Genomic DNA, 22,282 nt, shown 5'->3' with positions numbered 1-22,282 from the left:
TTATTTCACCTCAAAATTAGGAATTAAAATTTTGCATTTGCATACTTCGATATGATAACACAAAGCCGGCAGAATGTCAAATAGTATTTTAATTTTATTTTATATTATTTATATATGTTCTTTATACCTGTAAGTGCCCCTCCGGAAACGGCATCTTCTCCGTCATCGTCAAACGACAGCACAAGATTCCTCTTGCCCTGCACAACCTTCAGCGTAACGGTTGCTTCAACCGTATCTTTTGTAGAATTTATCGAGTCGACAAGTGTGCCGAGCGACTCATCCAAAAATGCTTCGTCATCAAGTTTTTGAAGGAGTTGCATTGTAGTATATTTATCTTTTAGGTTCAGAGCAAAAATGGAAGCGGCGGTTTTGAGATTTTTATTTTTAACATCAAGGGTAACCGTCCTGTTTTCAACATCAACAGAGGTAACCGTTATCTCCAAATCCTTAAAAATCGCCTTGCCCAAATCAACAAATTGTTGGTGATTTTCGGCATATTTCATAATATAAGAAAGCGTTGAAGAACTGACATATTTTTCAAGCGTCTTGCTGTCGAATTCTTTAAGTGCGGTTTCAACCGTTGAAACGGTATCGGTAATGTTTTCCTCGGTCATCTCTGTTTTTGCACACGACGAAAAAGAAAACGCCAAAACAACAATCAAAAACACGCTCAACAAAATTTTAGGAATATTTTTCATAATTACACCTCAATAATAGAATACAGATATTTTATCACACAAACGGCAATTTGTATATAATTTTAACAATAAATTATAAAAAAATCTTTTCGAAAAAATTAATAATTTACTAATTGCTTTTTTATAAAAGCTATGCTATAATCATTTAGTCTATAAACTATATATTGGGGATTTATACCCTTTGCAACACATTTTGTTGTAAAAATGCGGAATATATGATGAAACAAGGAAGAATAAATGAAACAGTTTTTGCACAGATATTTCGGAGCTACAAAGTGGAAGCGATTGTTTGACATTGTAGTTTCGTTTTTCAGCCTGATAATTTTATCACCGCTGTTTTTATTCATTATAGCGGTTAACTACTTCACACCTAACTGCAAAGTATTTTTCAGCCACGAACGCAGGGGCAGAAGCGGAAAGCCGTTTAGAATTTACAAATTTCAAACCATGCGTAACGACACACCGAACTGTGCCACCGGCGAACTTGAAAATCCGGAGCAGTACATTACAAAATTCGGTGCATTTCTTCGCAAAACGAGCATGGACGAGCTTCCGCAACTGTGGAACATACTCAAAGGCGATATGAGTTTTGTGGGTCCGAGACCGCTTATTTCAAGCGAAATCAGAGCACACAGGCTGCGACTTGAATACGGCGTTTACCGATTCAGACCCGGACTTACGGGTTGGGCACAAATCAACGGCAGAGATGACATATCTCTTATGAAGAAAATGAAGCTTGACAAAGAATACTGCGACAACTGGAGCTTAAAGCTCGACCTTATTATCCTTTTACGCTCATTTGGAGTTGTAGCCAAGCAAAAAGGCTATCAAGAGGGTGCAATTCACAGAAGATAACATAACAAACCCGAGGGAGAAAATATATGGAAAGAAACTTTATTGACGGATATACCGAATGGCAAAGCAATCCGGAAATTGTAGGCGTAAACAGATTGCCTCAGCACGCAACGCTTATGCCTTATGAAACATTTGAGGAAGCAAAAAAGGCAGACAGATACGCTTCTTCAAGATGCAAGCTTTTAAACGGCAAATGGAAATTTAAACTATACAAAAATTACGCATACAGACCGTCGGATTTTGCCGACCCTAATTATGATTCGCATAATTGGGACTCGGTTATTGTGCCTTGCTCATGGCAGATGCAGGGATATGACCAGCCGCAATACTGCAATGTGCGTTATCCTTGGGAGGGCAGTGAAGATATATGCCCGCCTAACGCACCTGTTAAGCACAATCCGGTAGGTTGCTACCTCAAAAGAATTCACATCAATCAAGCCGTGCTCAACAGAAGAGTTGTTCTCTGCTTTGAGGGTGTTGAGGCCGCCTTTTACCTTTATGTAAACGGCGAAAGAGTGGGCTACAGCGAGTCAACATTTAACAGAGCCGAGTTTGACATCACCCGTCACCTTGTTGAAGGTTCAAATGTTATCGGCGTTGAAGTTTACCGCTGGTGCACCGGCAGTTGGCTTGAATGCCAGGATATGTGGCGTCTCGGCGGCATTTTCCGTGATGTATATATTTACACAACCGAGCGTGAATACATCCGTGATTTTGAAATCCATGCAGAGCCTGACTCACAGCTTCACGACGGTTATCTTACCGTTCGGGTTAAAACAAACGGTGCATACGAAGGGCTCAGCATTGATATGACAGTTGTTGACGATGACGGCACAACCGCCGCACTCGACAGTCAGTATGCAAGCGAAGACCATGTTACCGACCTAAAAGCGATTGTTACAAACGTTAAGCCTTGGAGCAGTGAAGCTCCGCACCTTTATACGGTTGTGCTCACACTCAAAAACAACGGTGTTCCTATCGAATACATATCGCACAAAATCGGCTTCAGAACCGTTGAAATCAAGGACGGTATTATCCGAATCAACGGCAGAAGAGTTGTGTTTAAAGGCACAAACAGACACGAGTTTGACTGTCACAAGGGCAGATATATCAGCGAAGATGTAATGCGTCAAGACATTGAACTTATGAAGAAAAACAACATCAATGCCGTTCGCACCTCGCACTATCCTAATGCTCCGAGATGGTATGAACTTTGCGATGAATACGGACTTTATGTTATTGATGAAAATAATATGGAAACCCACGGCACAGGCTGGTCAACAATTATCGGTTGCCCTCAGCTTCCCGCTTCCCGTCCGGAATGGGAAAAGGCTTGTATGGAACGCATCAAGGCTCTTTACCAGCGTGACAAAAACTATTCGTGCGTTGTTTGCTGGAGTCTCGGCAACGAATCTCTCGGCGGCGAAACACCTAAAAAGATGTACAAATGGATTAAGGAAGCCGACAAGTCAAGATTTGTTCACTTTGAATGTGACAGAGCACCTGACGAAAAAGAGCTTTCGGATGTTCAAAGCAAAATGTACGCAAAACCTTGGGATTGCGAGGAATACGCACTCACGGGCAGAGACGGCAGACCTTACATCCTTTGCGAATACACTCACGCTATGGGTAATTCCTGCGGTTCAACCGACGAATACACAACCCTTTGGGACAAATATCCTTGCCTTCAGGGCGGCTTTGTTTGGGACTGGGTTGACCAAAGCATAATGACAACCGATGAAAACGGCAAAGAATATCTTGCCTACGGCGGTGATTTCGGCGAAAATCCGCACGACGGCCACTTCTGCGGCAACGGACTTTTGTTCGGCGACAGAGCAGTTACACCAAAACTTGCAGAAATCAAAAAGCTTTACCAAAATGTTGACTTTAAGGCTATCGACGCAGAGCGTGGAATTATCGAAATTAAAAACAAAAATTTGTTTACAAACCTTAAAGAATACGATTTGCACTGGAGCCAATGCAGTGACAAAGGTATATTCAGCGAGGGTACAATCACCGTTGACCTTGAGCCTTTTGACAAAAAAACAATCAATCTTGAACTTGCAAAGGCTTCTTCAACAGAATACTACCTTAATCTTGAACTCAAAGTAAAAGAGGACACCTCTTGGTGCAAGGCGGGTCACATTGCAGCAGAAGAACAATTTGTTATAAACGAATTTGCAAACACATACGATGAATTGGAGGAGGAACTCCCTCTTCTTGTTGACGATACATACGGCTCACTCCGTATCATCAGCGACGACATAAACATTCGCTTTGAAAGAAGAGAACGCAATCAGCTTTACTCAATTAAGGTAAACGGCGAAGAAATGCTCCAAGCACCTATGCGTTTGAATTTCTGGAGAGCACTCACCGACAACGACAGAGGTTCAAGAGCCGGAAGCAGGCTCGGTTGCTGGAGAGATGCGGGCGACACACCGGGCATTTTTAACAACACAAAATGGAGAATTGAAAATTATCAAATTCTTGACAACGGCAAAAAAATTGTGGTTGTAGGCGGTGCAGAAGTTTGCACACAGCCTGTTTCAAGAGCAGTTGTTGTTTACACAATCACATCAAAGGGCATGGAAGTAAGTCTTGAATTCAAACCAAACGACACCTTGCCTGAAATTCCGGAAGTCAGCCTTTTGTTTGAACTTCCTAAGGATTTTGAAAGTTTAACCTATCTCGGTGCAGGTCCGGACGAAAACTACATTGACAGATGCAATGCCGCAAAAATAGGACTGTACAGCACAACTGTTAACGACCTGTGGGTTGACTACCTCAAGCCTCAGGAATGCGGCAACAGAACAGGTGTAAGATACGCAACCCTTTTGGGCGACAAAAAATCATTCGGCATTGTTGCCGAGCCTGTTTGCGAGCTTAATGTTTGCCATTATCTCCCTAAAGAAATTGAAGATGTATGGCACGAAAAAGACTTGCCCGAATACGATAAAACCGTTGTAAGAGTTATAGCAAGACAGCAAGGCGTTGGCGGCTATGACAGCTGGGGTGCACATTGCAATGAAAAATACAAAAACAAAACAGACAAGACATATCGTCTAAAATTTCAGCTTAGATTTTAGTAAAAATTACCAAATTGTCACTTGAGCAAATCAAACTTGACAAACCTAAAATTTAGTATTATATTATCTATATCTATAAAATAATAATGATGAAAGAGGGCACTTGCCCCGTAAGAGAGGTAAAACCATGTCATTTAAAGAGCAGGTAGTTGATTTTGCTATCAGAAATGCTATCAAGTATGCCAGAAAAGATTTTGACAGAAACGCACCGAAAATTTTGAATTTAATTGAAAAAGCAGATGTAAAGCGTGTTAATCGTTCAACATATGCAGGTCTTCACAAAGTAATGGACGACCCTAACAACAACTGGATGAAGTTTGCAAAAGACATCATCTGCAATACAGACGAACATGTTATCGAAAAGCTCGTTCCGCCGCTTATGAATGTTGCAATCAACAGCTACACAAAGCGTATGGCAGCTATCGAAAAGTACGGCTGCAATGTGCCTTGGGCAATCTTGATGGACCCAACCGCAGCATGCAACCTCAAATGCACAGGCTGTTGGGCAGCAGAATACGGCCACACAAGCAGTCTTTCATACGACGACCTTGCAAGAATCATCAAACAGGGTAAAGAACTCGGCACATATATGTACCTTTACACAGGCGGCGAGCCTACAATGAGAAGAGCAGATTTGATGCGTCTTTGCCGTGAAAACCCTGATTGTGCATTTTTGAGCTTTACAAACGGCACGCTCATTGATGACAGCTTTGCTGACGAAATCAAAGAAGTCGGCAACTTCTACCCTGCATTCTCTATTGAAGGATACGAAGAAGAAAACGACTTCCGCCGTGGAAACGGTACATTCAAAAAGTGCACAGCCGCTATGAAGCGTCTTAAAGACAGAGGCGTTCCGTTTGGTGCATCTCTTTGCTACACAAGCAAAAACACAGATGTTTTGGCATCAGACGAATATATGGATTGGCTCATTGAACAGGGCGTAAAGTTTGCTTGGTTCTTTACATATATGCCGACAGGCAACGGTGCCGTAACCGAGCTTATGGTATCGCCTGAACAGCGTGCTCTTATGTACAAAAAGATGCACGAATGGCGTAAGACAAAATCTATATTTGCTCTCGATTTCTGGAACGACGGCGAATATGTTCAGGGCTGTATCGCAGGCGGCAGACACTACTTCCACATCAACTCAAACGGTGACTGTGAGCCTTGTGCATTTGTTCACTATTCAAATGTCAACATCAAAGAATGCAGCGTTTTGGAAGCACTTCAAAGCCCGCTCTTTATGGCTTACAAGAAGAACCAACCGTTCTCAAACAATATGCTTCGTCCTTGCCCTGTACTTGACAACCCGGGTGCTATCAGCAAAATGGTTGCCGAAACAGGTGCATATTCAACAGAAATGCAACATCCTGAAAGTGCAAACGCTTTGTTTGACAAAACTATTGAAGCCGCAAAGGCTTGGAAAGTTAAGGCAGACGAATTGTTTGACAGAGATGAGTACATTGCAAAGCATGTTAAAGACGAAAATATGTACAACTACGAAAAAGATGACTCTGAAAGAGAATTTAACGAATTTGAAAAAACTGAATAACAACAGGTTTTTCGCATAAACAAAATAAGGGCATATCTGGTTTGATATGCCCTTTAAAGCAATTTTAAACAAAGGAGCAGAAATGAACACACCCTTATTAATCGTAATGATTATTTTAGTAATGTTTTCGGCATTTTTTTCATCGGCGGAAACCGCATTTTCATCGCTTAACAAAGTAAAACTCAAAGCGATGGAACAAGGCGAAAAAAGCAAAAAAATCGAGCGAACATTGAAGTTGGCGGATGATTTTGACATTGTGCTTTCAACAATTTTGATTGGCAACAACATCGTAAACATTGCTTCAACCTCTATTGCAACCCTGTTTTTTACGGGACTTTTGGGCGACAACAGCGACCTCGGTGCAACCGTGAGCACTGTGGTTATGACCGTTGTTGTGTTGATTTTCGGCGAAATTACACCAAAGACCATTGCAAAAGAAAAGGCAGAAACCTTTGCCGTTGCAGTTGCTCCGGCAGTTAAGTTTTTTGTGTTTCTCTTCTACCCTCTCAATATGCTGTTCAGAGGCTGGAAACTTCTGCTCAACAAAATGTTTCGCCTTGAAAAAAACAATGCCGTAACCGAAGAAGAGCTGAAAACCTATGTTGACGAAGCTCAAACAGGCGGTGAAATCAGCGAAAACGAAAGCGAACTTATCCGTTCATCAATCGAATTTGACGACCTTTACGCAAGCGATATTCTCACTCCGAGAATTGATGTTGAAGCCGTTGACAAATACGCAAAGCTGTCCGACATAGAAAAAATATTCAAGGCAAGCGGATACAGCCGACTTCCTGTTTACATCGGCGACATTGACAACATTGTGGGCATCATCCACCACCGTGATTTTGAGGACATCAGAAGCCGTGGATTGAAGTCACTCCGCACAATCATAAAAACCGTTCCGACCGTCAGCCCGGATACAAAAATCAGCAAATTGCTGCGAATTTTTCAAAAAAACAAAACTCACCTTGCAGTTGTAATTGACGAATTCGGCGGCACCGAGGGTATTGTTACGCTTGAGGACATACTTGAAGAACTTGTTGGCGAAATTTGGGACGAACACGACGAAGTTGAAGTGGATATTGAAAAAATCGATGACAACACCTACATTGTTGACGGAATGGCAAACCTTGACGATATATTTGAATATTTTGAAATTGACGACAAGGACACAAATGTAACCACGCTCAACGGCTGGATTATGGAAAACACAGACAAAATACCCGAAATCGGCGACAGTTTTGATTATAAAGACCTGCATTTTGAAGTTGTGGAAACCGACGGACGCAGGGCAGAAAAAGTTAAGGTTACAAAAATAATCACAGAAAACGAAGAACAAAACGAGGAATAACAAATGTTTTCATTTAAACGAGGAAAAATAGAATACATCATTGCAGGCTTGGGAAATCCCGGACCCAAATACGCAAACACAAGGCACAATGCAGGATTTAAAGCGGTTGATTTGCTTGCAAAGGAAGAAGGTTTTGAAATTAAAAAATCCAAATTTCAAGCCTTGATTGCAGACGAAATGATAGACGGCAAGCGTTGCCTTGTTATGAAACCGCAGACTATGATGAACCTCAGCGGCGAGGCGATTATGGAAGCCGCCGAATACTATAATATTCCAAACGAAAACATCATAGTAATTTATGACGACATCAGCCTTGACATAGGCAAAACAAGAATAAGAAGAAAAGGCAGTGCCGGCGGTCACAACGGAATAAAAAGCATAATTTCGTGCCTCGGTTCCGAAGAATTCCCACGAATTAAAGTCGGAGTTGACAAAAAGCCGAATGCCGCATACGACCTTGCAAAATGGGTTTTGAGCGAATTTCCGAAAGACAAATCCGAAGAACTGCAAACCGCACTTGAAAACGCAACAAAAGCGGCAAGACTTATGGTCAACGGCAAAACCGACGAAGCCATGAACAAATACAACAGTTAAAGGCGAAATATGAGCTGTTTTTCAAAAATATTTGACAAAGACAAAGAATATCAAAATTTAAAAGAAGCAGTCGGCACTCACGAATTCCCCGTGGGTGCTGTCGGTCTGCCCGAAATCAACAAGGTGCACATTGTTCATTCTCTGTGTGACGACCTCGGCAAAAAAGCATTTGTCATCACACCCGATGAAGCAAGTGCAATCAGGGTTTACGAAGATTTGTCAACGCTTACAAACGGAGTTTTGCTCTATCCGAGGAGAGAGTTCACCTTTCTTGATGTTGAGGGCATAAGCCGTGAATTTGAACATATCAGACTCGGCGTGCTGTCAAAAATCATCAAGGGCGACTACAGCATAGTTGTTGCCTCGGTACAGGCGGCGTGCCAAATGACAATGCCGCCGCAGGCACTTATCGACCGTTCTTTCACCATCAGCGAGGGCGAGGACATCGACATTGACGAAACCGTCAACAAACTTGTTAAGGCAGGCTACACACGATTTGACCAGGTTGACGGCACAAGTCAGTTCAGCGTAAGAGGCGGACTTATTGACATATTCCCACCGGGAGCCGATGACCCTGTAAGAATTGAATTGTGGGGCGACACGGTTGATTCCATCGCAAAATTTGATATTTCCACACAAAGAAGAAATGATATTGTTGAAAAGATAGACATCATTCCGGCAACGGAAGTTTTGTTTCCGTCAAAGGAAATTCAGGCAAAAAAGATTGACGAACTTGCCGCATCGCTCAAAGGCAAAGCCATAAAAGCAAGAGAAAAGCTCTACGCCGACAGCGACAAATTAAAGCAAGGCATAAATCTGCCGTGCAACGATAAATATCTTCCGCTTGCATACAACAGTAACGGACTGTTTGATTATTTTAACGGTCTGCTGTTTGTACTTGAAAGCGGTAAATGCAAAGAAAAATGCGAAAACCAACAAAAACTTATGCTTGAGGATATCAAGTGGCTGTTGGAAGACGGCATAATTTGCAAAGGTATTGACAAATTCAGTCTTGATTTTACCGACCTTTTGGGTGTTTACGAAAACCATAAGGCGATTTATCTCGACTCATTCCCTCGCGGAAGTTTTGACACGCCAATAAAACACCTTGCGTCATTCACCTGTCAAACTTTCAACTCCTGGAGCGGAACTCTCAGCCAACTCAAAGACGAACTGTTCCCTCTTATCAAAACAAAATACGCCGTTTGCATACTTGCCGGCACATCAAAATCGGCAAAAGCTCTTGCCTACGATTTGCAGGAAATGGGCTATCAAGCCGTTTACTGTGACAAAAAGCCGGAGGAATTCACCCACGGTCTTGTAACCGTTATGTCGGGCACAACCTCATCGGGATTTCAGCTTTCCTCGTGCAAGTTTGCACTCATCACTTACGGCAAAGTTAACCAAGCAAAGAAAAAGCACAAGCACTTCAGTTCAAAAGACGCCATTCATTCGCTTGATGAACTTGTCATCGGCGATTACATTGTTCACAACATCCACGGTATCGGCATTTTTGAGGGCATACAGGCACTTGAAATCAACAATGTCAGCAAGGACTACATCAAAATCAGCTACGCAAAAGGCGACAATCTTTATGTTCCGGTAACTCAGCTTGACCTTGTTTCAAAATACATCGGTCCCCGTGACGACTCAAAGGTAAAAATCAGCCGACTCGGTTCGGGTGATTGGAGCAAAACAAAATCCAAGGTTCGTGCAGGACTTCAGGATATGGCAAAAGAGCTCATTGCCCTTTACTCAAAGCGAATGAACACAAAAGGCTTTGCATTTTCCGAGGACACGGATATGCAACGGGATTTTGAACTCCGCTTTGCATACGAAGAAACCGACGACCAGCTTCGCTCGATTGACGAAATCAAGGGCGATATGGAAAAAACCGCACCTATGGACAGACTGCTTTGCGGCGATGTAGGCTTTGGCAAAACAGAAGTTGCCCTGCGTGCGGCATTCAAATGTATCGGTGACGGCAAACAATGTGCAATTCTTGTGCCGACAACCGTACTTGCCATGCAACACTTCCAAACTGCACTTAAACGAATGGAAGCGTTCCCCGTAAGAATAGAAATGCTCAGCAGATTTGTATCGCCTACCAAGCAAAAAGAGGTGCTGAGCGACCTCGAAAAAGGCAAGGTTGACCTGTTAATCGGCACTCACAGAATATTCGGCGGTGACATCAAGTTCAAAGATTTGGGACTGCTGATTGTTGACGAAGAACAGCGTTTCGGCGTTGCTCAAAAAGAAAAAATCAAAGAAAAATTCCCGAGAGTCGATGTTCTGACCCTATCGGCAACACCTATCCCGAGAACGCTGAATATGGCAATGAGCGGAATCCGTGATATGAGCCTGCTTGAAGAAGCACCGGGCGACCGAAAGCCTGTGCAAACCTATGTTATCGAATACGATTTCGGCATACTTGTTGAAGCTATGGAAAAAGAGCTTGCAAGAGGCGGTCAATGCTACTATTTGCACAACGATATTGAAACCATTGACCACATGGCAATGCAGATAAAAAAGGCAATGCCTGACGCCACGGTGGGAGTTGCACACGGTCAAATGACAGAAGAACAGTTATCCGATGTTTGGCAAAAGCTCCTCAATGCCGAAATTGACATTTTGGTGTGCACAACAATTATCGAAACCGGCATTGATGTGCCGAATGTTAACACGCTTATAATCGAAAACGCAAACAAACTCGGACTTGCTCAACTTCACCAAATCCGTGGCAGAGTCGGCAGAAGCAGCAGACGCGCCTATGCCTATTTTACATTTGCAAAGGGCAAGGAACTTACCGACATTGCACAAAAGCGACTTGAAGCTATCAGAGAGTACACCGAGTTTGGTGCAGGCTTTAAAATCGCCATGCGTGACCTTGAAATCAGAGGTGCAGGCTCACTTCTCGGCAACAAGCAACACGGACATATGGAAAGCGTAGGCTACGATATGTACATCAAGCTTCTTGAGCAGGCTGTCAGCGAGGAGAAAGGCGAAACCGTACCGGATGAAAAAGAGCAGGAATGTCTTATCGACTTGCCTGTTGACGCAAGCATTCCGGCATCGTACATTTCTTCAACTCCGCAAAGGCTCGATATGTACAAAACGATTGCCAACATTCGCTCAAACGAAGAAGCAAATGATGTTTACGACGAGCTTACCGACCGTTTCGGCGTACCGCCGGCAAGCGTGTACGGACTTGTAGAAATTGCACTTTTACGCAACACGGCTATGAAACTCGGCATTTACGAAATCAGGCAAGCCGGCATAAACGCAAAATTTTTCTTAAACGATGTTAAGCCCGAATATCTCATTGCTCTCAACGAAAAAATGCGTGGCAGAGCAAAGCTTAATTCCGGCAAAAAAACCTTTATTTCGGTTGAAACAATCGGCGGCGACACCATCGGTTGCGTGCGTGACACACTCAATCTTTTGAGCGACTCCGTCAAAAATGAATAAAAAACGATACCTCGGTTGATAATATAACCGAGGTGTTTTTTATGTCTACATCAAATTCAAAAAACAAGGACAAAAATATAAAGGCTTTATTTTCGGTTGTATGCCTTTGCATAGTTGCACTCGGACTGATAGTGTACTTTTCAACAACGCAAAAGAGCAAGGAAAGCACGGTAAACGAGCCGACAACGATTGTTGAAACCACCGAGGTTCAGCATGCGGTAACGGCTAAAGAAACCACGACCGAGACGACGACCAAGGCACAAAGCACAACCAAAAAGCAAGCCGAAAAAGAACTTACAATGGCAAAAAACAAAAACAATACTCCGTTTAAAAGCTACTACAAATATCCGCTTACGGACGCTGTTTCAAAGGGCTACAGCGAGGAGTTGACCTACGACAAAACTATGGGCGACTACCGTGCACACACAGCGGTTGACTTCAGCGGTGCACTCGGCGACAAGGTTGTTGCGGTAAACGACGGACTTGTAACCAAGGTGTACACCGACTCGATGTACGGCTTGTGCGTGGAAATCGACCACGGCGGCAAATTTGTGGCAAAGTACTGCGGACTTGAAAGTGCCACGGTGAAAAAAGGCGACTTTGTCGACATCGGCAACACAATCGGCACACTCGGCAAAATCCCGTGCGAATCCGGCGACGGCGTTCACCTCCACTTTTCAGCCAAATATAAGGGTCAAACCATCAACCCGCTCAATGTAATGAATAAGACGGAATAAAAATCGGACTGCACTCCATACGGAATGCAGTCCTTTTACTTACTTTTAATTACTTTGTCTTGAATGACTTTGTCTTTGACCAAGATGAATATGTTCTCTTACCGTTTTGTTTTTTGTATGCACGAACACGAACATAATACTTTTTCTTTGACTTAAGCTTTTTAACAGTTTTCTTTGTTACCTTTTTGTTTGTAACTGTTATAGTTTTCTTATTCTTCTTGAACTTCTTGTCTGTTGCAAGTTGAAGTTGGTAACCGGTTACATTTTTAGCAGCGTCCCAAGCTACAACAACACCATTCTTTTGAGCCTTTATATTATTAAGAACAATTCTCTTAAACTTTGGTTGATTTTGTGTGCTTGAATTGTTGTTTGAATTTGTTGTGTTATTGTTTACATTATTGTCACTTGTTCCCGGTGCAGGTGTCGGCGAAGGTGCAGAAGGATCGCTTCCGCCTTGATTGCTGCCTTGATTGCCGCCTTGGTTACCGTCGTTATTGCCATTATCACCGGCGACTTGACTATCAATGGTTGTATTAACTTTGACATTGCTCATATCCAAAACATAATTATAAACCTTTTCGGCATTATATATACCATCATTCAGTTTATCAAAAGTAATACCGCCACTGGCAATATATGCTGTTTTAACATTACACTTATCAAAAGCATTTTCCGAAACATAATTGATTGTCTTTGAAAAATACACTTCTTTAAGATTTGAACAATTATAAAAAGTATGCATCTTTATTTCCTTAATTTCCGGTAAAATATATACCTTTTTTAAGTACTTAGATTGCGAAAAAGCACCCAAATCAATACTTGTTACCGATTGAGGAACCGCAAATTCGGTTACGCTTGAATCGGCAGGCGGATAAGCAATCAATCTTGTCAAATCCTTGCTGTAAAGAACACCGTTTACCGTTACAAAATTAGTGTTACCTTTTTCAACCTTAAACTTTTTGATATTTTTTGAACCTTCAAAAGCTCCGTCATAAATTTCTTTTACATCTTTGCCGATTGTAAACTCTGTAGCAGTTGATGAACTTGGATATCTTACTATAGTTGTCTTTTGCTTATTGTACAAAACACCATTTACAGATGTAAAATTCTTATTTGAAGAGTCAACATTGTAACTTTTAATATTTTCGCTGCCTCTGAAAGGAACACGGTCAATAAAATATACAGAAGCAGGAATCGTAATTTCTTCCAAAGAAGTGCAGTTGTTAAAAGCTTCCACTCCAATAATCTCAAGATTTTTAGGAAGCTTAATTTCTTTTAAACTTGAACAATATCTAAAACTGTCATAACAAATTTCTTTTACAGAATCGGCGATTGAAACGCTTGTAACAGATTCATATCCGCTAAATTCCTGATTGTGGATTTTGGTAATACCATCACCAATCACAATCGACTTGACATATTTATAATATGGTTGTCGCCAGTTACCGTCAACTCTTTCACCATTAGAATAAAAATGCGGGAACTCTCGATAAAAAAGAGCATGAGCCCACATATCACCTGTACCGGTAATTGAAACCGTTTCGGTTGCAAGATCATAATTAAAATAAGCATTATCGCCACATTGTACAGAAAACGAATGCGGTGTTTCGGATTCATCAGCAAATGCAGAAATGCTTACACTTGATGCTACACTCAAAAGCATAACAAATGACATTAATAAACTAATAACTTTTTTCATAGATATTATCCTTTCCTTTCTTAATTTATAACCTATGTAAAGAGGAATATAACACACAAAAATCGACATTTCAATATGTTACCTGAGTGTTACCAAATTTTTATTGTGCGAAAACATATTGAACTACAGTGAAAAAAAGTGTATATTTATTAGAGTGTTACTCAAAAAAAAAAAAAGGTAACACATATGGTTTGAGAACATTTGAAAAAAAGAGGAAAATATGAAAAATTTTAATGAACTGCTAAAAGAATACATAGACACTCAGGGAGTGGCGATTTATCAAATTTCAAAACAGGCGGATATCAACCGCACCTTTATTCAAAATGTAATTGCCGGCAGAAAAAAGTTTCCGCAAAAAAAGCTTGGTGATTTGCTCAATTCCGTGTTTTTCACAAGCGAACAAATAAAAAATTTGTGCGACGCATATTTTGTTGAAAAGTATGATGAGAAAAAGCCTGAATTCTTTGATTTTTGCAATTACTGCTTCAGCAAAAAGTTTGAAGAGGATATGAGCAAAAAGTACGAAGCAGGCGTGATTGAAGCAAACAGCGATGTTATGTTTTTGGACAGCAAGGAAAAAATTCTTGCGGCAATCAACACGGCTGTTTTGAAAAACAATGACGAAATCTTTATTTCAAACTTCAGCTTTGACAAAAAAGAAATAAACAGCATAATTTACGACGCTTGCAAAAATAAAAAGTTCAAAGAATTTTACCACTACACCAAATATACCGATGATGAAATCAAAAACGCAAACATCATCTTTAACAGCATAAATTACGCAATGTACGATTGCATTACCTACACCGGAAATTACAACAACTTTAACCTTATGTTCCCGGAATTTGTTATGTGCGGCGACATCATTGTTATGTTTGACGAAAATGTAAAAAGCGGCTCGGTAATCAAGAACAAAGAGCTGGCAGAGCATATAATAAAACAAAACGAAAAGAAAATGCAAAATGCAAAAACCGATGTGGCTGTGTTCCACAATGCGTTTGAATATATGAATTATCTTGATGTAATATCTCACAAAAAAATCAATCCCGAAATTATTACACTTGACAATCACATTTGCAGCGTTGGAGTTACAAAAGAAATAATAGAAGACATTGCAACCGAGCAAATCAAAAGTGCAACGCAGGTTTATCAACAGCTTATATCGCACTATGACCTACTGTTTGACAGTTCTACCGAAAATATCAAAAAATGGAACCTTTCATATAACGGGCTTATCGAATTTGTAAACACGGGAAAACTGTTTGATTTTCCGAGTGAATTGGCAAATAATTTAAAGCCGAAGCACAGAGCCGATATTTTAAATTATTATCTGAAACAAGATCATCAAATTTATCTTACAAATCCTAAATATGAAGCATTTGATGAATTATCATATAATATTGAATTATGCCAAAATCAATTATTAATATCAAAAAGTCATGATGACAAAAAAGCTAAGCCGGACTTGGGAATTCAAGCTGTATTTGAAACCGAAGACACCGAACTTATCGAATCCTTTAACAATTACCTTGAATACCTGACAATATCCGAAAAAACATATTCTCCGGATTATTCAAGAAAATTCATTCAGTCGCAAATTGACATTTTAAACGCAGAATAACAAAAACGCTCATGGGAAGCAACAACTTCCTGTGAGCGTTTTTATTATCAATATATAATCAATCCTTGTATCCGTCCGGGAAAACGACTGTAAGCAGCCATTTGAACGCCTCGGGAGCATAAACTGCGTGAGGCACTTTGGCGGGCATAACAAGCGTTTCGCCCGCATGAACAAGGTGCTCAACGCCTCCTACGGTAAACCTGCCGGTGCCCTCAAGCACTGTAACCATAGCGTCACCCGTTGAATCGTGGGTACCGATTTCTTCGCCTTTTGCAAAAGCAAAAAGAGTGACCGACACGGCTTTGTTTTGAGCAAGTGTTTTGCTGACAACCTGCCCGTCTGCGGCATTTACCAAATCGGTAAGCTTGCAAACCTCTTCGTGATTGATATTTTTAATAAATTTATCCATAAAACATTACCTTTCGTTCGTCTTATATCGGTATTTTACCACCGAAAAGCAATAATATCAACCGTAATATTTTAAGCGTTATTGAAAATAATATTAACGAAAGGATGATACTATGAACTCATTTAATATGACAAACGAAATGAAAAATTACTTTGATTCCCTACCGATGAACATCAAGCAGGAGCTTACGCATTCGGGATTTTCGGCAACGAGCCTTCAAGACCTGAAAGACATTGTGGCACAAATGACCGAGGTGGGCAACTATAAGCACAAATATAAATTGAACGCACACCTCACAAACAAATACTGCGAAAATGTGTACAATCCGACCGTACAGCCGGACGGCAAAACCGAAATGGGAGTGCCTATCCCCTCAACCGAAAACACATCGTATTCAAAAGAATACGAAGAAGAAAACGAAAGATAAAAACTCCCGTACAATTGCGTTGTACGGGAATTTGATTTTAAAGATGATATACAATTTTGTCGGAATACTTATTGAATACGAAAATTCCGACTGCAAGCGATGCGATAGACATAACCGTTGCATAAAGCACCAATTTCCAGCTGAGGAGCTGCGTTGGCACCGTATCGCCGTAAAGAATGCACTGTCTAAACAGTTCAATCATAGAATAAAGCGGATTGAGTTTGATAACATACATTACTCTTCTGCCTTCAAATCTGTTCATAGAATAAAGGATAGGCACCATATACATAAAGAGCTTTGTGCAAACATCCCAAATATACTCGACATCTCTGAAATAAACATTGACTACGGAAAGAATAAGGCCGACACCCGTTGAGAACATCAACAGCAGTATCATAGGCAGAAATACAAGAACTATCTTCCAGCTCAGAGTAAGTCCCGAACCGCCGCTGAGACCCGTTATCTTAAAGAACAGCCATACACACACATAACAAATAGTTGAAATAGCAAATGTAACGAATGTTGAAAGCGTTGACGACAGCGGATACATATACTTTGGTACATATACCTTTTTAATAATCGACGCATTTCGTCTGAATGCGGTGAGCGACTGTTTTGTAGATGTAACGAAAAATTCATAAATAAGTCGACCGGAGAACAAGTAAACAGGATAACAAACGATACCGTCTTTTTTTCTGCCGAGGAGTGCGCCGAAAATGACAGACAAAACTATCATATTAAGAAGCGGCTGTAAAAAACTCCAAAAAATGCCGAGCCACGAATTTCTGTACTTGAGCTTTACATTCTTTCTTGTAAGCTCCATCAACAGGTCTTTATATTTATTAAACATACTGACGGTATGTTTAAATTCTTCTTTCTTTTCCTCAGTACTCAAATAGAACACCTCTGTTTTCACCACTGAGTGCGGCTGTCTTAAATCTGTGCCATTATATCATATGCAATATTATTTTTCAACACATTTTATCAATTAGTTACAACATCGTAACTTTTTTGGCATACCAAAACCGCCGTAATAGTCTATTATCTGAAAATTTCGGCAATTTGCATAGCGGTTTTCCTTGCTCCCATATCGCCGTTTATGACATAATCGGCAGCAGAAAGGTACTTATCCTTGCGTTCGTCATACAATTTTTTTGCCTTTTCTTTGTCCTGAAAAAGAGGCCGTGTTGTACTGTCGCCTATTCTGTCGCAAATAACATCAAACGAGGCATCGAGAAAAACAACCTTTGAGCCTTCCTTGATTGCGTCAACATTACGCTTAAAAGTCATTGCTCCGCCGCCGGTTGAAACCACAACGCCGTTCATCTCGGCAACCTTTTTGCACATTTCATATTCCAAATCACGAAAATAATCCTCGCCGTGTGCGGCAAAAATCGCTTTGATGGCAACACCCTGTTCTTCTTCGATAAGTTCATCGGTGTCAACAAACTTTACACCCAAAATTTTTGCAAGTTCTTTGCCCACAACGGTTTTGCCGCTGCCCATAAATCCGCACAGAACAATATTATTCATTCTTTTCAAGCTCCTTTTTGGTAATATCGATTACCTTTTGAATATCGTCGTTTGAAAACTGAAAACCGTTCCAAATTTCCTGTGCCACGGCAGCCTGCCATACAAGCATTGAAAGACCGCCGGAATACTTAATTCCCGCTTCTTTTGCATATTTAAGGAACACGGTTTCTTCCGGATTATAAATAACATCAAAAGCCGCCTTAGATGTTGTTATCACTTCTTTTTCCACAGGGCAGGCATCAACATTCGGATACATTCCGACAGGTGTGCCGTTGATTACCAAATCATATCCGCCCTTTGCCTCACCTAAAAGAATAATTTTACAATCCTTGCCGAGTTTTTCGTTAATTTCCTTTTTGATTTCGTTTGCCGCAGGAATATCTGCTTCTCTGACAGCTATGGTCAAATCGGCCTCTGCCAAAATTGCCTCAAACGCAATCATACGGGCAACGCCGCCGCTTCCGAGAAGAAGAACATTGCCGCCGAGTTCAATATCAGCCATTTGAAGTGCGGACAAAAATCCGGCACAATCGGTGTTGTGACCTACAATTTTATCTTCTCTGACATCAACTGTATTAACCGCACCGAAAAGCTCTGCCCTCGGTGAAAGCTCGTCCAAATATTTGATAATTTCGATTTTGTGCGGAATTGTAACATTAAATCCACGCAAAGCGCTCAATGTTTTTCTGAAAGTATCGCCGAGTTCCTCAGGCGGAGTTTCGACCATCAAATAAGTTGCTTCCAAACCGCAAAGTTCAAAAAGAGCATTGTGAATAACTTGGCTCATTGAATGACCCAAAGGGTAACCCGTAAGTCCGTAGATATATCTCCTTGGCTTCACCACTCGCATATTTATCCCTCCGAATATTTTTAAGATAATGTTTATAATAAAATTATTGACAAATCAGTAAAAAGTTACTAATATGATAATAACATATTACATTAAATATAACAACTAATTTTTTAAGGAGCATATTTTTATGATTTTTGAAGAAGTAAAAGATATATTGGCAGAAAATCTTGATTTGGACCCAAACACTATTGAAATGACCTCTGACCTTGCCTCGGACCTCGGTGCGGACTCACTTGACGCCATTGACATTGTTATGAGCCTTGAGGACCAATACGGCATTGAAGTTCCCGACAGTGCAATAGAAAATATGAAAACCGTTGAGGACATTGTTAACTTTATTGAAAATTCAACCACAGAAGAATAAACTGTACAAATATTACAATTTATACAACAGGCAGGAGTCTGCCTGTTTTTATTTTGTTAAAATCACCAAAGAAATGTCGAAATTTTCGTTAGTTTAGTTCGTTGACACCGCACACTTTTAATAGTATTATTATTATATATGTATAACAATAATAATGCTGTAAAAGGGGTTTAATATGGCAGAAAAATTTGTTATGGCACTCGACCAGGGAACAACAAGTTCCCGTGCCATTATATTTAATAAGAAGGGCGAAATTGTCGCCAAAAATCAAAACGAATTTACGCAGTTCTATCCGCAAAACGGATGGGTTGAGCATGATCCGCACGAAATACTTTTTTCTGTTGTAAGTTCTATGATAGGTGCTATGCGTGAGGGCACGGTTGACCCTAAGGACATAGCGGGTATCGGTATTACAAACCAAAGAGAAACAACAATTCTTTGGGATAAGGAAACGGGCACACCGCTTTACAACGCCATTGTTTGGCAATGCAGAAGAACCGCCGATTACTGCGAAGAGCTGAAATCTCAGGGCCTTTCGGACTACATCAAGAGCACAACCGGTCTTTTGATTGACGCATACTTCAGCGCAACAAAAATCAAATGGATTTTGGACAATGTTGAAGGTGCAAGAGAAAAAGCCGAGCGAGGTGAAGTTCTTTTCGGAACTATCGACACATGGCTTATTTGGAATTTGACAAACGGCAAGGCTCATGTAACCGACTATTCAAACGCATGCAGAACCATGCTGTTTGACATTGACAAACTTTGCTGGGACGAATATCTTTGCGAAAAGCTTGATATTCCTATGAATATTTTGCCTGAGGTTAAACCGTCAAGTTGCGTTTACGGTCACCTTGCAAAAATCATCGGTATCGAAGAACTTGAAGGAATTCCGATTGCCGGTGCCATAGGCGACCAGCCGGGTGCACTTTTCGGTCAGGGTTGCTTTGAAGTCGGTCAGGCAAAGAACACATACGGCACAGGTTGTTTCCTGCTTATGAACACGGGTGAAAAGCGAATCGAAAGCCGTTCAAATCTTCTCACAGGCATTGCTTGGGGACTTGACGGCAAGGTTACATACGACCTTGAGGGTTCGGCATTCAATGCAGGTTCGGTCATCAAATGGCTTCGTGACGAGCTTGAACTCATCGGTTCTGCCGCAGAATGCGACAAGCTTGCCGCACAGGTTGAGGACAGCAACGGACTGTACCTTGTGCCTGCATTTACAGGCTTGGGTGCTCCTTATTGGGATATGTACGCAAGGGGCATTATGGTAGGGCTTACACGCTCCATCAACAAAAAACATGTTTGCCGTGCGGTGCTTGAAAGCATAACATACCAAATGACAGACTTGCTTGAAGCAATGATGAACGACAGCGACATTAGGTTGAAAGATTTGCGTGTTGACGGCGGTGCAAGTGTGTCCGACATTATGATGCAAATTCAGGCAAATATGACCGGTTGCAATGTTAACCGCCCTAAAAACAGAGAAGCAACGGCACTCGGTGCGGCATACCTTGCAGGTCTTGCAACGGGCGTGTGGAAAGATACCGCAGAAATTGAAGCCAATCGCCAGGTAGACAAAATTTTTATTCCGTCTATGCCTGAAGAAAAGCGTAACAAACAATATTCCGACTGGAAGCGTGCGGTTGAACGCAGCCGAAATTGGGAAAGATAATAAAAGTATAAAATTTTTACTTATGTAAAAAATAATATAAATCAAAGGAGATTAATTAATTATGGGAAAAGTTGTATGTCCGTGGAACTTAATCACCGACTTTGTAACCGACGCATTTGTTGGCTACGGTGTTCCGAGAGAGGATGCGGAAATCTGCACCGATGTACTTTTGGAATCGGACAAAAGAGGTATTGAAAGCCACGGCTGTAACAGATTTAAACCTATTTATATTGACAGAATCGTTGCAGGTATTCAAAACCCTGTTACAAATTTTGAAGTTGTAAAAGAAACACCTTGCACTGCAGTTGTAGACGGCCATGACGGTATGGGTCAGGTTATCGGCTACAAGGCAATGCAAATGGCTATCGACAAGGCAAAGGAATTTGGTCTTGGTATGGTTGCAGTTCGTAATTCCTGCCACTACGGTATCGCAGGTTACTATGCAACTCAGGCAACAGAGCAGGGTTGCATCGGTTTTACCGGTACAAATGCAAGACCGTCCGTTGCTCCGACCTTCGGCGTTGAGGGTATGTTCGGTACAAACCCACTCACCATGGGTATTCCGTCTGATGAAGATTTTGACTTTGTACTTGACTGTGCAACATCAATCACTCAAAACGGTAAGATTGAATATTACGCAAGAATCGGCGAGCCTGTTCATCCGGGCACAATCATCGGTCTTGACGGCGATCCTGTTGAGGGCGACGCAGGCGAAGCATTAAAGAGAATTCGTCAGGGCACGGCGGCTCTTACCGCACTCGGCGGTATCGGCGAAGCACTCGGCGGATACAAGGGCTACGGCTACGCTATGATTATTGAGCTTCTCTCCGCTGTTCTTCAAGACGGTAACTACGGCAAAGCTCTTGACGGTAAGGACGAAAACGGAAATCTTGTTCCTTATCATCTCGGTCACTTCTTCCTTGCTATTGACACATCAAAGTTCACAGGCGAAGAAGCCACAAGAAAGAAAACGGGTGAAATTCTCCGTGAAGTAAGAGCATCAAAAAAGGCTCCGGGTCAGGAAAGAATTTACACAGCCGGCGAAAAAGAATACCTTGTTTGGAAAGAAAGAGAAAACAGCGGTGTTCCTATCAATGAGGCTGTACAAAAGGAAATCAACGAAGTCAGAGATAAACTCGGTCTTTCCTACACCTTCCCTTGGGAAGATAATTATGTTCCTTATGAAAAGGAAGAAAAAATTACTTCTCACATCGAAAGAAAAAAGTAATTAATATTCATTAAAACCATATAAAACTTAGGGGCGGGATGCCCTCGGGCTTCTGTCCGAGAGCGACCTGCCCCCTTTTTGTGATTATTTTCACAATTCGTCACACAATAAATAATAAAAAGAAAGGAC

The 22,282-nt window shown here is 41.3% G+C and carries 18 protein-coding genes; 12 read left to right on the top strand and 6 right to left on the bottom strand.

The window, feature by feature from the left end; translation table 11 throughout:
- Positions 1-104: 104 nt before the first annotated feature.
- Entirely contained in the window at positions 105-698 is a 594-nt protein-coding gene (locus Q0E08_RS01815) for a hypothetical protein (protein ID WP_294775557.1), read from the bottom strand.
- A gap of 237 nt (positions 699-935) precedes the next feature.
- Here Q0E08_RS01815 and Q0E08_RS01810 point away from each other — a divergent pair, with 237 nt between their 5' ends.
- The 7 genes from Q0E08_RS01810 to Q0E08_RS01780 all read left to right on the top strand — a co-directional run bounded on the left by Q0E08_RS01810 (position 936) and on the right by Q0E08_RS01780 (position 12,341).
- Positions 936-1,553: a sugar transferase gene (locus tag Q0E08_RS01810; protein ID WP_294775554.1), complete on the top strand. Its 618-nt coding sequence runs from the start codon at positions 936-938 to the stop codon at positions 1,551-1,553.
- Positions 1,554-1,579: 26 nt separating this feature from the next.
- The gene (locus Q0E08_RS01805; protein ID WP_294775551.1) at positions 1,580-4,639 is read left to right on the top strand and encodes a glycoside hydrolase family 2 TIM barrel-domain containing protein; all 3,060 of its coding nucleotides are present in this window, start codon (positions 1,580-1,582) and stop codon (positions 4,637-4,639) included.
- Between the two features lie 127 nt (positions 4,640-4,766).
- Positions 4,767-6,191, top strand: a complete 1,425-nt coding sequence (locus Q0E08_RS01800) for a radical SAM protein (protein WP_294775547.1) — start codon at positions 4,767-4,769, stop codon at positions 6,189-6,191.
- 82 nt (positions 6,192-6,273) lie between these two features.
- Positions 6,274-7,542: a hemolysin family protein gene (locus tag Q0E08_RS01795; RefSeq protein ID WP_294775544.1), complete on the top strand. Its 1,269-nt coding sequence runs from the start codon at positions 6,274-6,276 to the stop codon at positions 7,540-7,542.
- A gap of 3 nt (positions 7,543-7,545) precedes the next feature.
- Positions 7,546-8,136 (top strand): aminoacyl-tRNA hydrolase, encoded by a 591-nt coding sequence (gene pth / locus Q0E08_RS01790; protein WP_294775541.1) that lies wholly within the window; start codon positions 7,546-7,548, stop codon positions 8,134-8,136.
- 9 nt (positions 8,137-8,145) lie between these two features.
- Complete coding sequence (gene mfd, locus Q0E08_RS01785) at positions 8,146-11,604, top strand: transcription-repair coupling factor (protein ID WP_294775539.1); 3,459 nt, start codon at positions 8,146-8,148, stop codon at positions 11,602-11,604.
- A 41-nt stretch (positions 11,605-11,645) separates the two neighbouring features.
- Positions 11,646-12,341: a M23 family metallopeptidase gene (locus Q0E08_RS01780; protein ID WP_294775537.1), complete on the top strand. Its 696-nt coding sequence runs from the start codon at positions 11,646-11,648 to the stop codon at positions 12,339-12,341.
- Between the two features lie 49 nt (positions 12,342-12,390).
- Here the strand turns inward: Q0E08_RS01780 and Q0E08_RS01775 are convergent, their stop codons facing one another.
- Positions 12,391-14,040, bottom strand: a complete 1,650-nt coding sequence (locus tag Q0E08_RS01775) for a leucine-rich repeat domain-containing protein (protein ID WP_294775534.1) — start codon at positions 14,038-14,040, stop codon at positions 12,391-12,393.
- Between the two features lie 220 nt (positions 14,041-14,260).
- Here Q0E08_RS01775 and Q0E08_RS01770 point away from each other — a divergent pair, with 220 nt between their 5' ends.
- Positions 14,261-15,661 carry a hypothetical protein gene (locus Q0E08_RS01770; protein ID WP_294775531.1) on the top strand — a complete coding sequence of 467 codons (1,401 nt, stop codon included), beginning with the start codon at positions 14,261-14,263 and terminating at the stop codon, positions 15,659-15,661.
- Between the two features lie 58 nt (positions 15,662-15,719).
- Here Q0E08_RS01770 and Q0E08_RS01765 read toward each other — a convergent pair whose 3' ends face one another.
- Positions 15,720-16,070, bottom strand: a complete 351-nt coding sequence (locus Q0E08_RS01765) for a cupin domain-containing protein (RefSeq protein ID WP_294775529.1) — start codon at positions 16,068-16,070, stop codon at positions 15,720-15,722.
- A 112-nt stretch (positions 16,071-16,182) separates the two neighbouring features.
- Here Q0E08_RS01765 and Q0E08_RS01760 point away from each other — a divergent pair, with 112 nt between their 5' ends.
- A complete protein-coding gene (locus tag Q0E08_RS01760; RefSeq protein ID WP_294775527.1) occupies positions 16,183-16,497 on the top strand; it encodes a hypothetical protein in 315 nt (104 codons plus the stop codon).
- Positions 16,498-16,534: 37 nt separating this feature from the next.
- Here the strand turns inward: Q0E08_RS01760 and Q0E08_RS01755 are convergent, their stop codons facing one another.
- The 3 genes from Q0E08_RS01755 to aroE all read right to left on the bottom strand — a co-directional run bounded on the left by Q0E08_RS01755 (position 16,535) and on the right by aroE (position 18,880).
- On the bottom strand, positions 16,535-17,392 hold the full coding sequence (locus Q0E08_RS01755) for an ABC transporter permease (RefSeq protein WP_294775525.1): 858 nt from the start codon (positions 17,390-17,392) through the stop codon (positions 16,535-16,537).
- A gap of 146 nt (positions 17,393-17,538) precedes the next feature.
- Positions 17,539-18,030 carry a shikimate kinase gene (locus Q0E08_RS01750; RefSeq protein WP_294775523.1) on the bottom strand — a complete coding sequence of 164 codons (492 nt, stop codon included), beginning with the start codon at positions 18,028-18,030 and terminating at the stop codon, positions 17,539-17,541.
- A complete protein-coding gene (aroE, locus tag Q0E08_RS01745; RefSeq protein ID WP_294775520.1) occupies positions 18,023-18,880 on the bottom strand; it encodes a shikimate dehydrogenase in 858 nt (285 codons plus the stop codon). Before aroE ends, Q0E08_RS01750 begins: the two co-directional genes overlap by 8 nt.
- A 130-nt stretch (positions 18,881-19,010) precedes the next feature.
- Here aroE and acpP point away from each other — a divergent pair, with 130 nt between their 5' ends.
- The 3 genes from acpP (at position 19,011) to Q0E08_RS01730 (ending at position 22,153) form a co-directional block, all read left to right on the top strand.
- Positions 19,011-19,247: an acyl carrier protein gene (gene acpP / locus Q0E08_RS01740; protein ID WP_294775518.1), complete on the top strand. Its 237-nt coding sequence runs from the start codon at positions 19,011-19,013 to the stop codon at positions 19,245-19,247.
- A 175-nt stretch (positions 19,248-19,422) separates the two neighbouring features.
- Positions 19,423-20,925: a glycerol kinase GlpK gene (glpK, locus tag Q0E08_RS01735; protein WP_294775516.1), complete on the top strand. Its 1,503-nt coding sequence runs from the start codon at positions 19,423-19,425 to the stop codon at positions 20,923-20,925.
- Between the two features lie 61 nt (positions 20,926-20,986).
- The gene (locus Q0E08_RS01730) at positions 20,987-22,153 is read left to right on the top strand and encodes an Ldh family oxidoreductase (protein ID WP_294775515.1); all 1,167 of its coding nucleotides are present in this window, start codon (positions 20,987-20,989) and stop codon (positions 22,151-22,153) included.
- Positions 22,154-22,282 lie beyond the last annotated feature (129 nt).

The sequence above is a fragment of the uncultured Eubacterium sp. genome, from assembly GCF_934561735.1.
Taxonomy (GTDB): domain Bacteria; phylum Bacillota; class Clostridia; order Oscillospirales; family Acutalibacteraceae; genus Eubacterium_R.
This window is presented reverse-complemented; position numbering and strand designations above follow the sequence as displayed.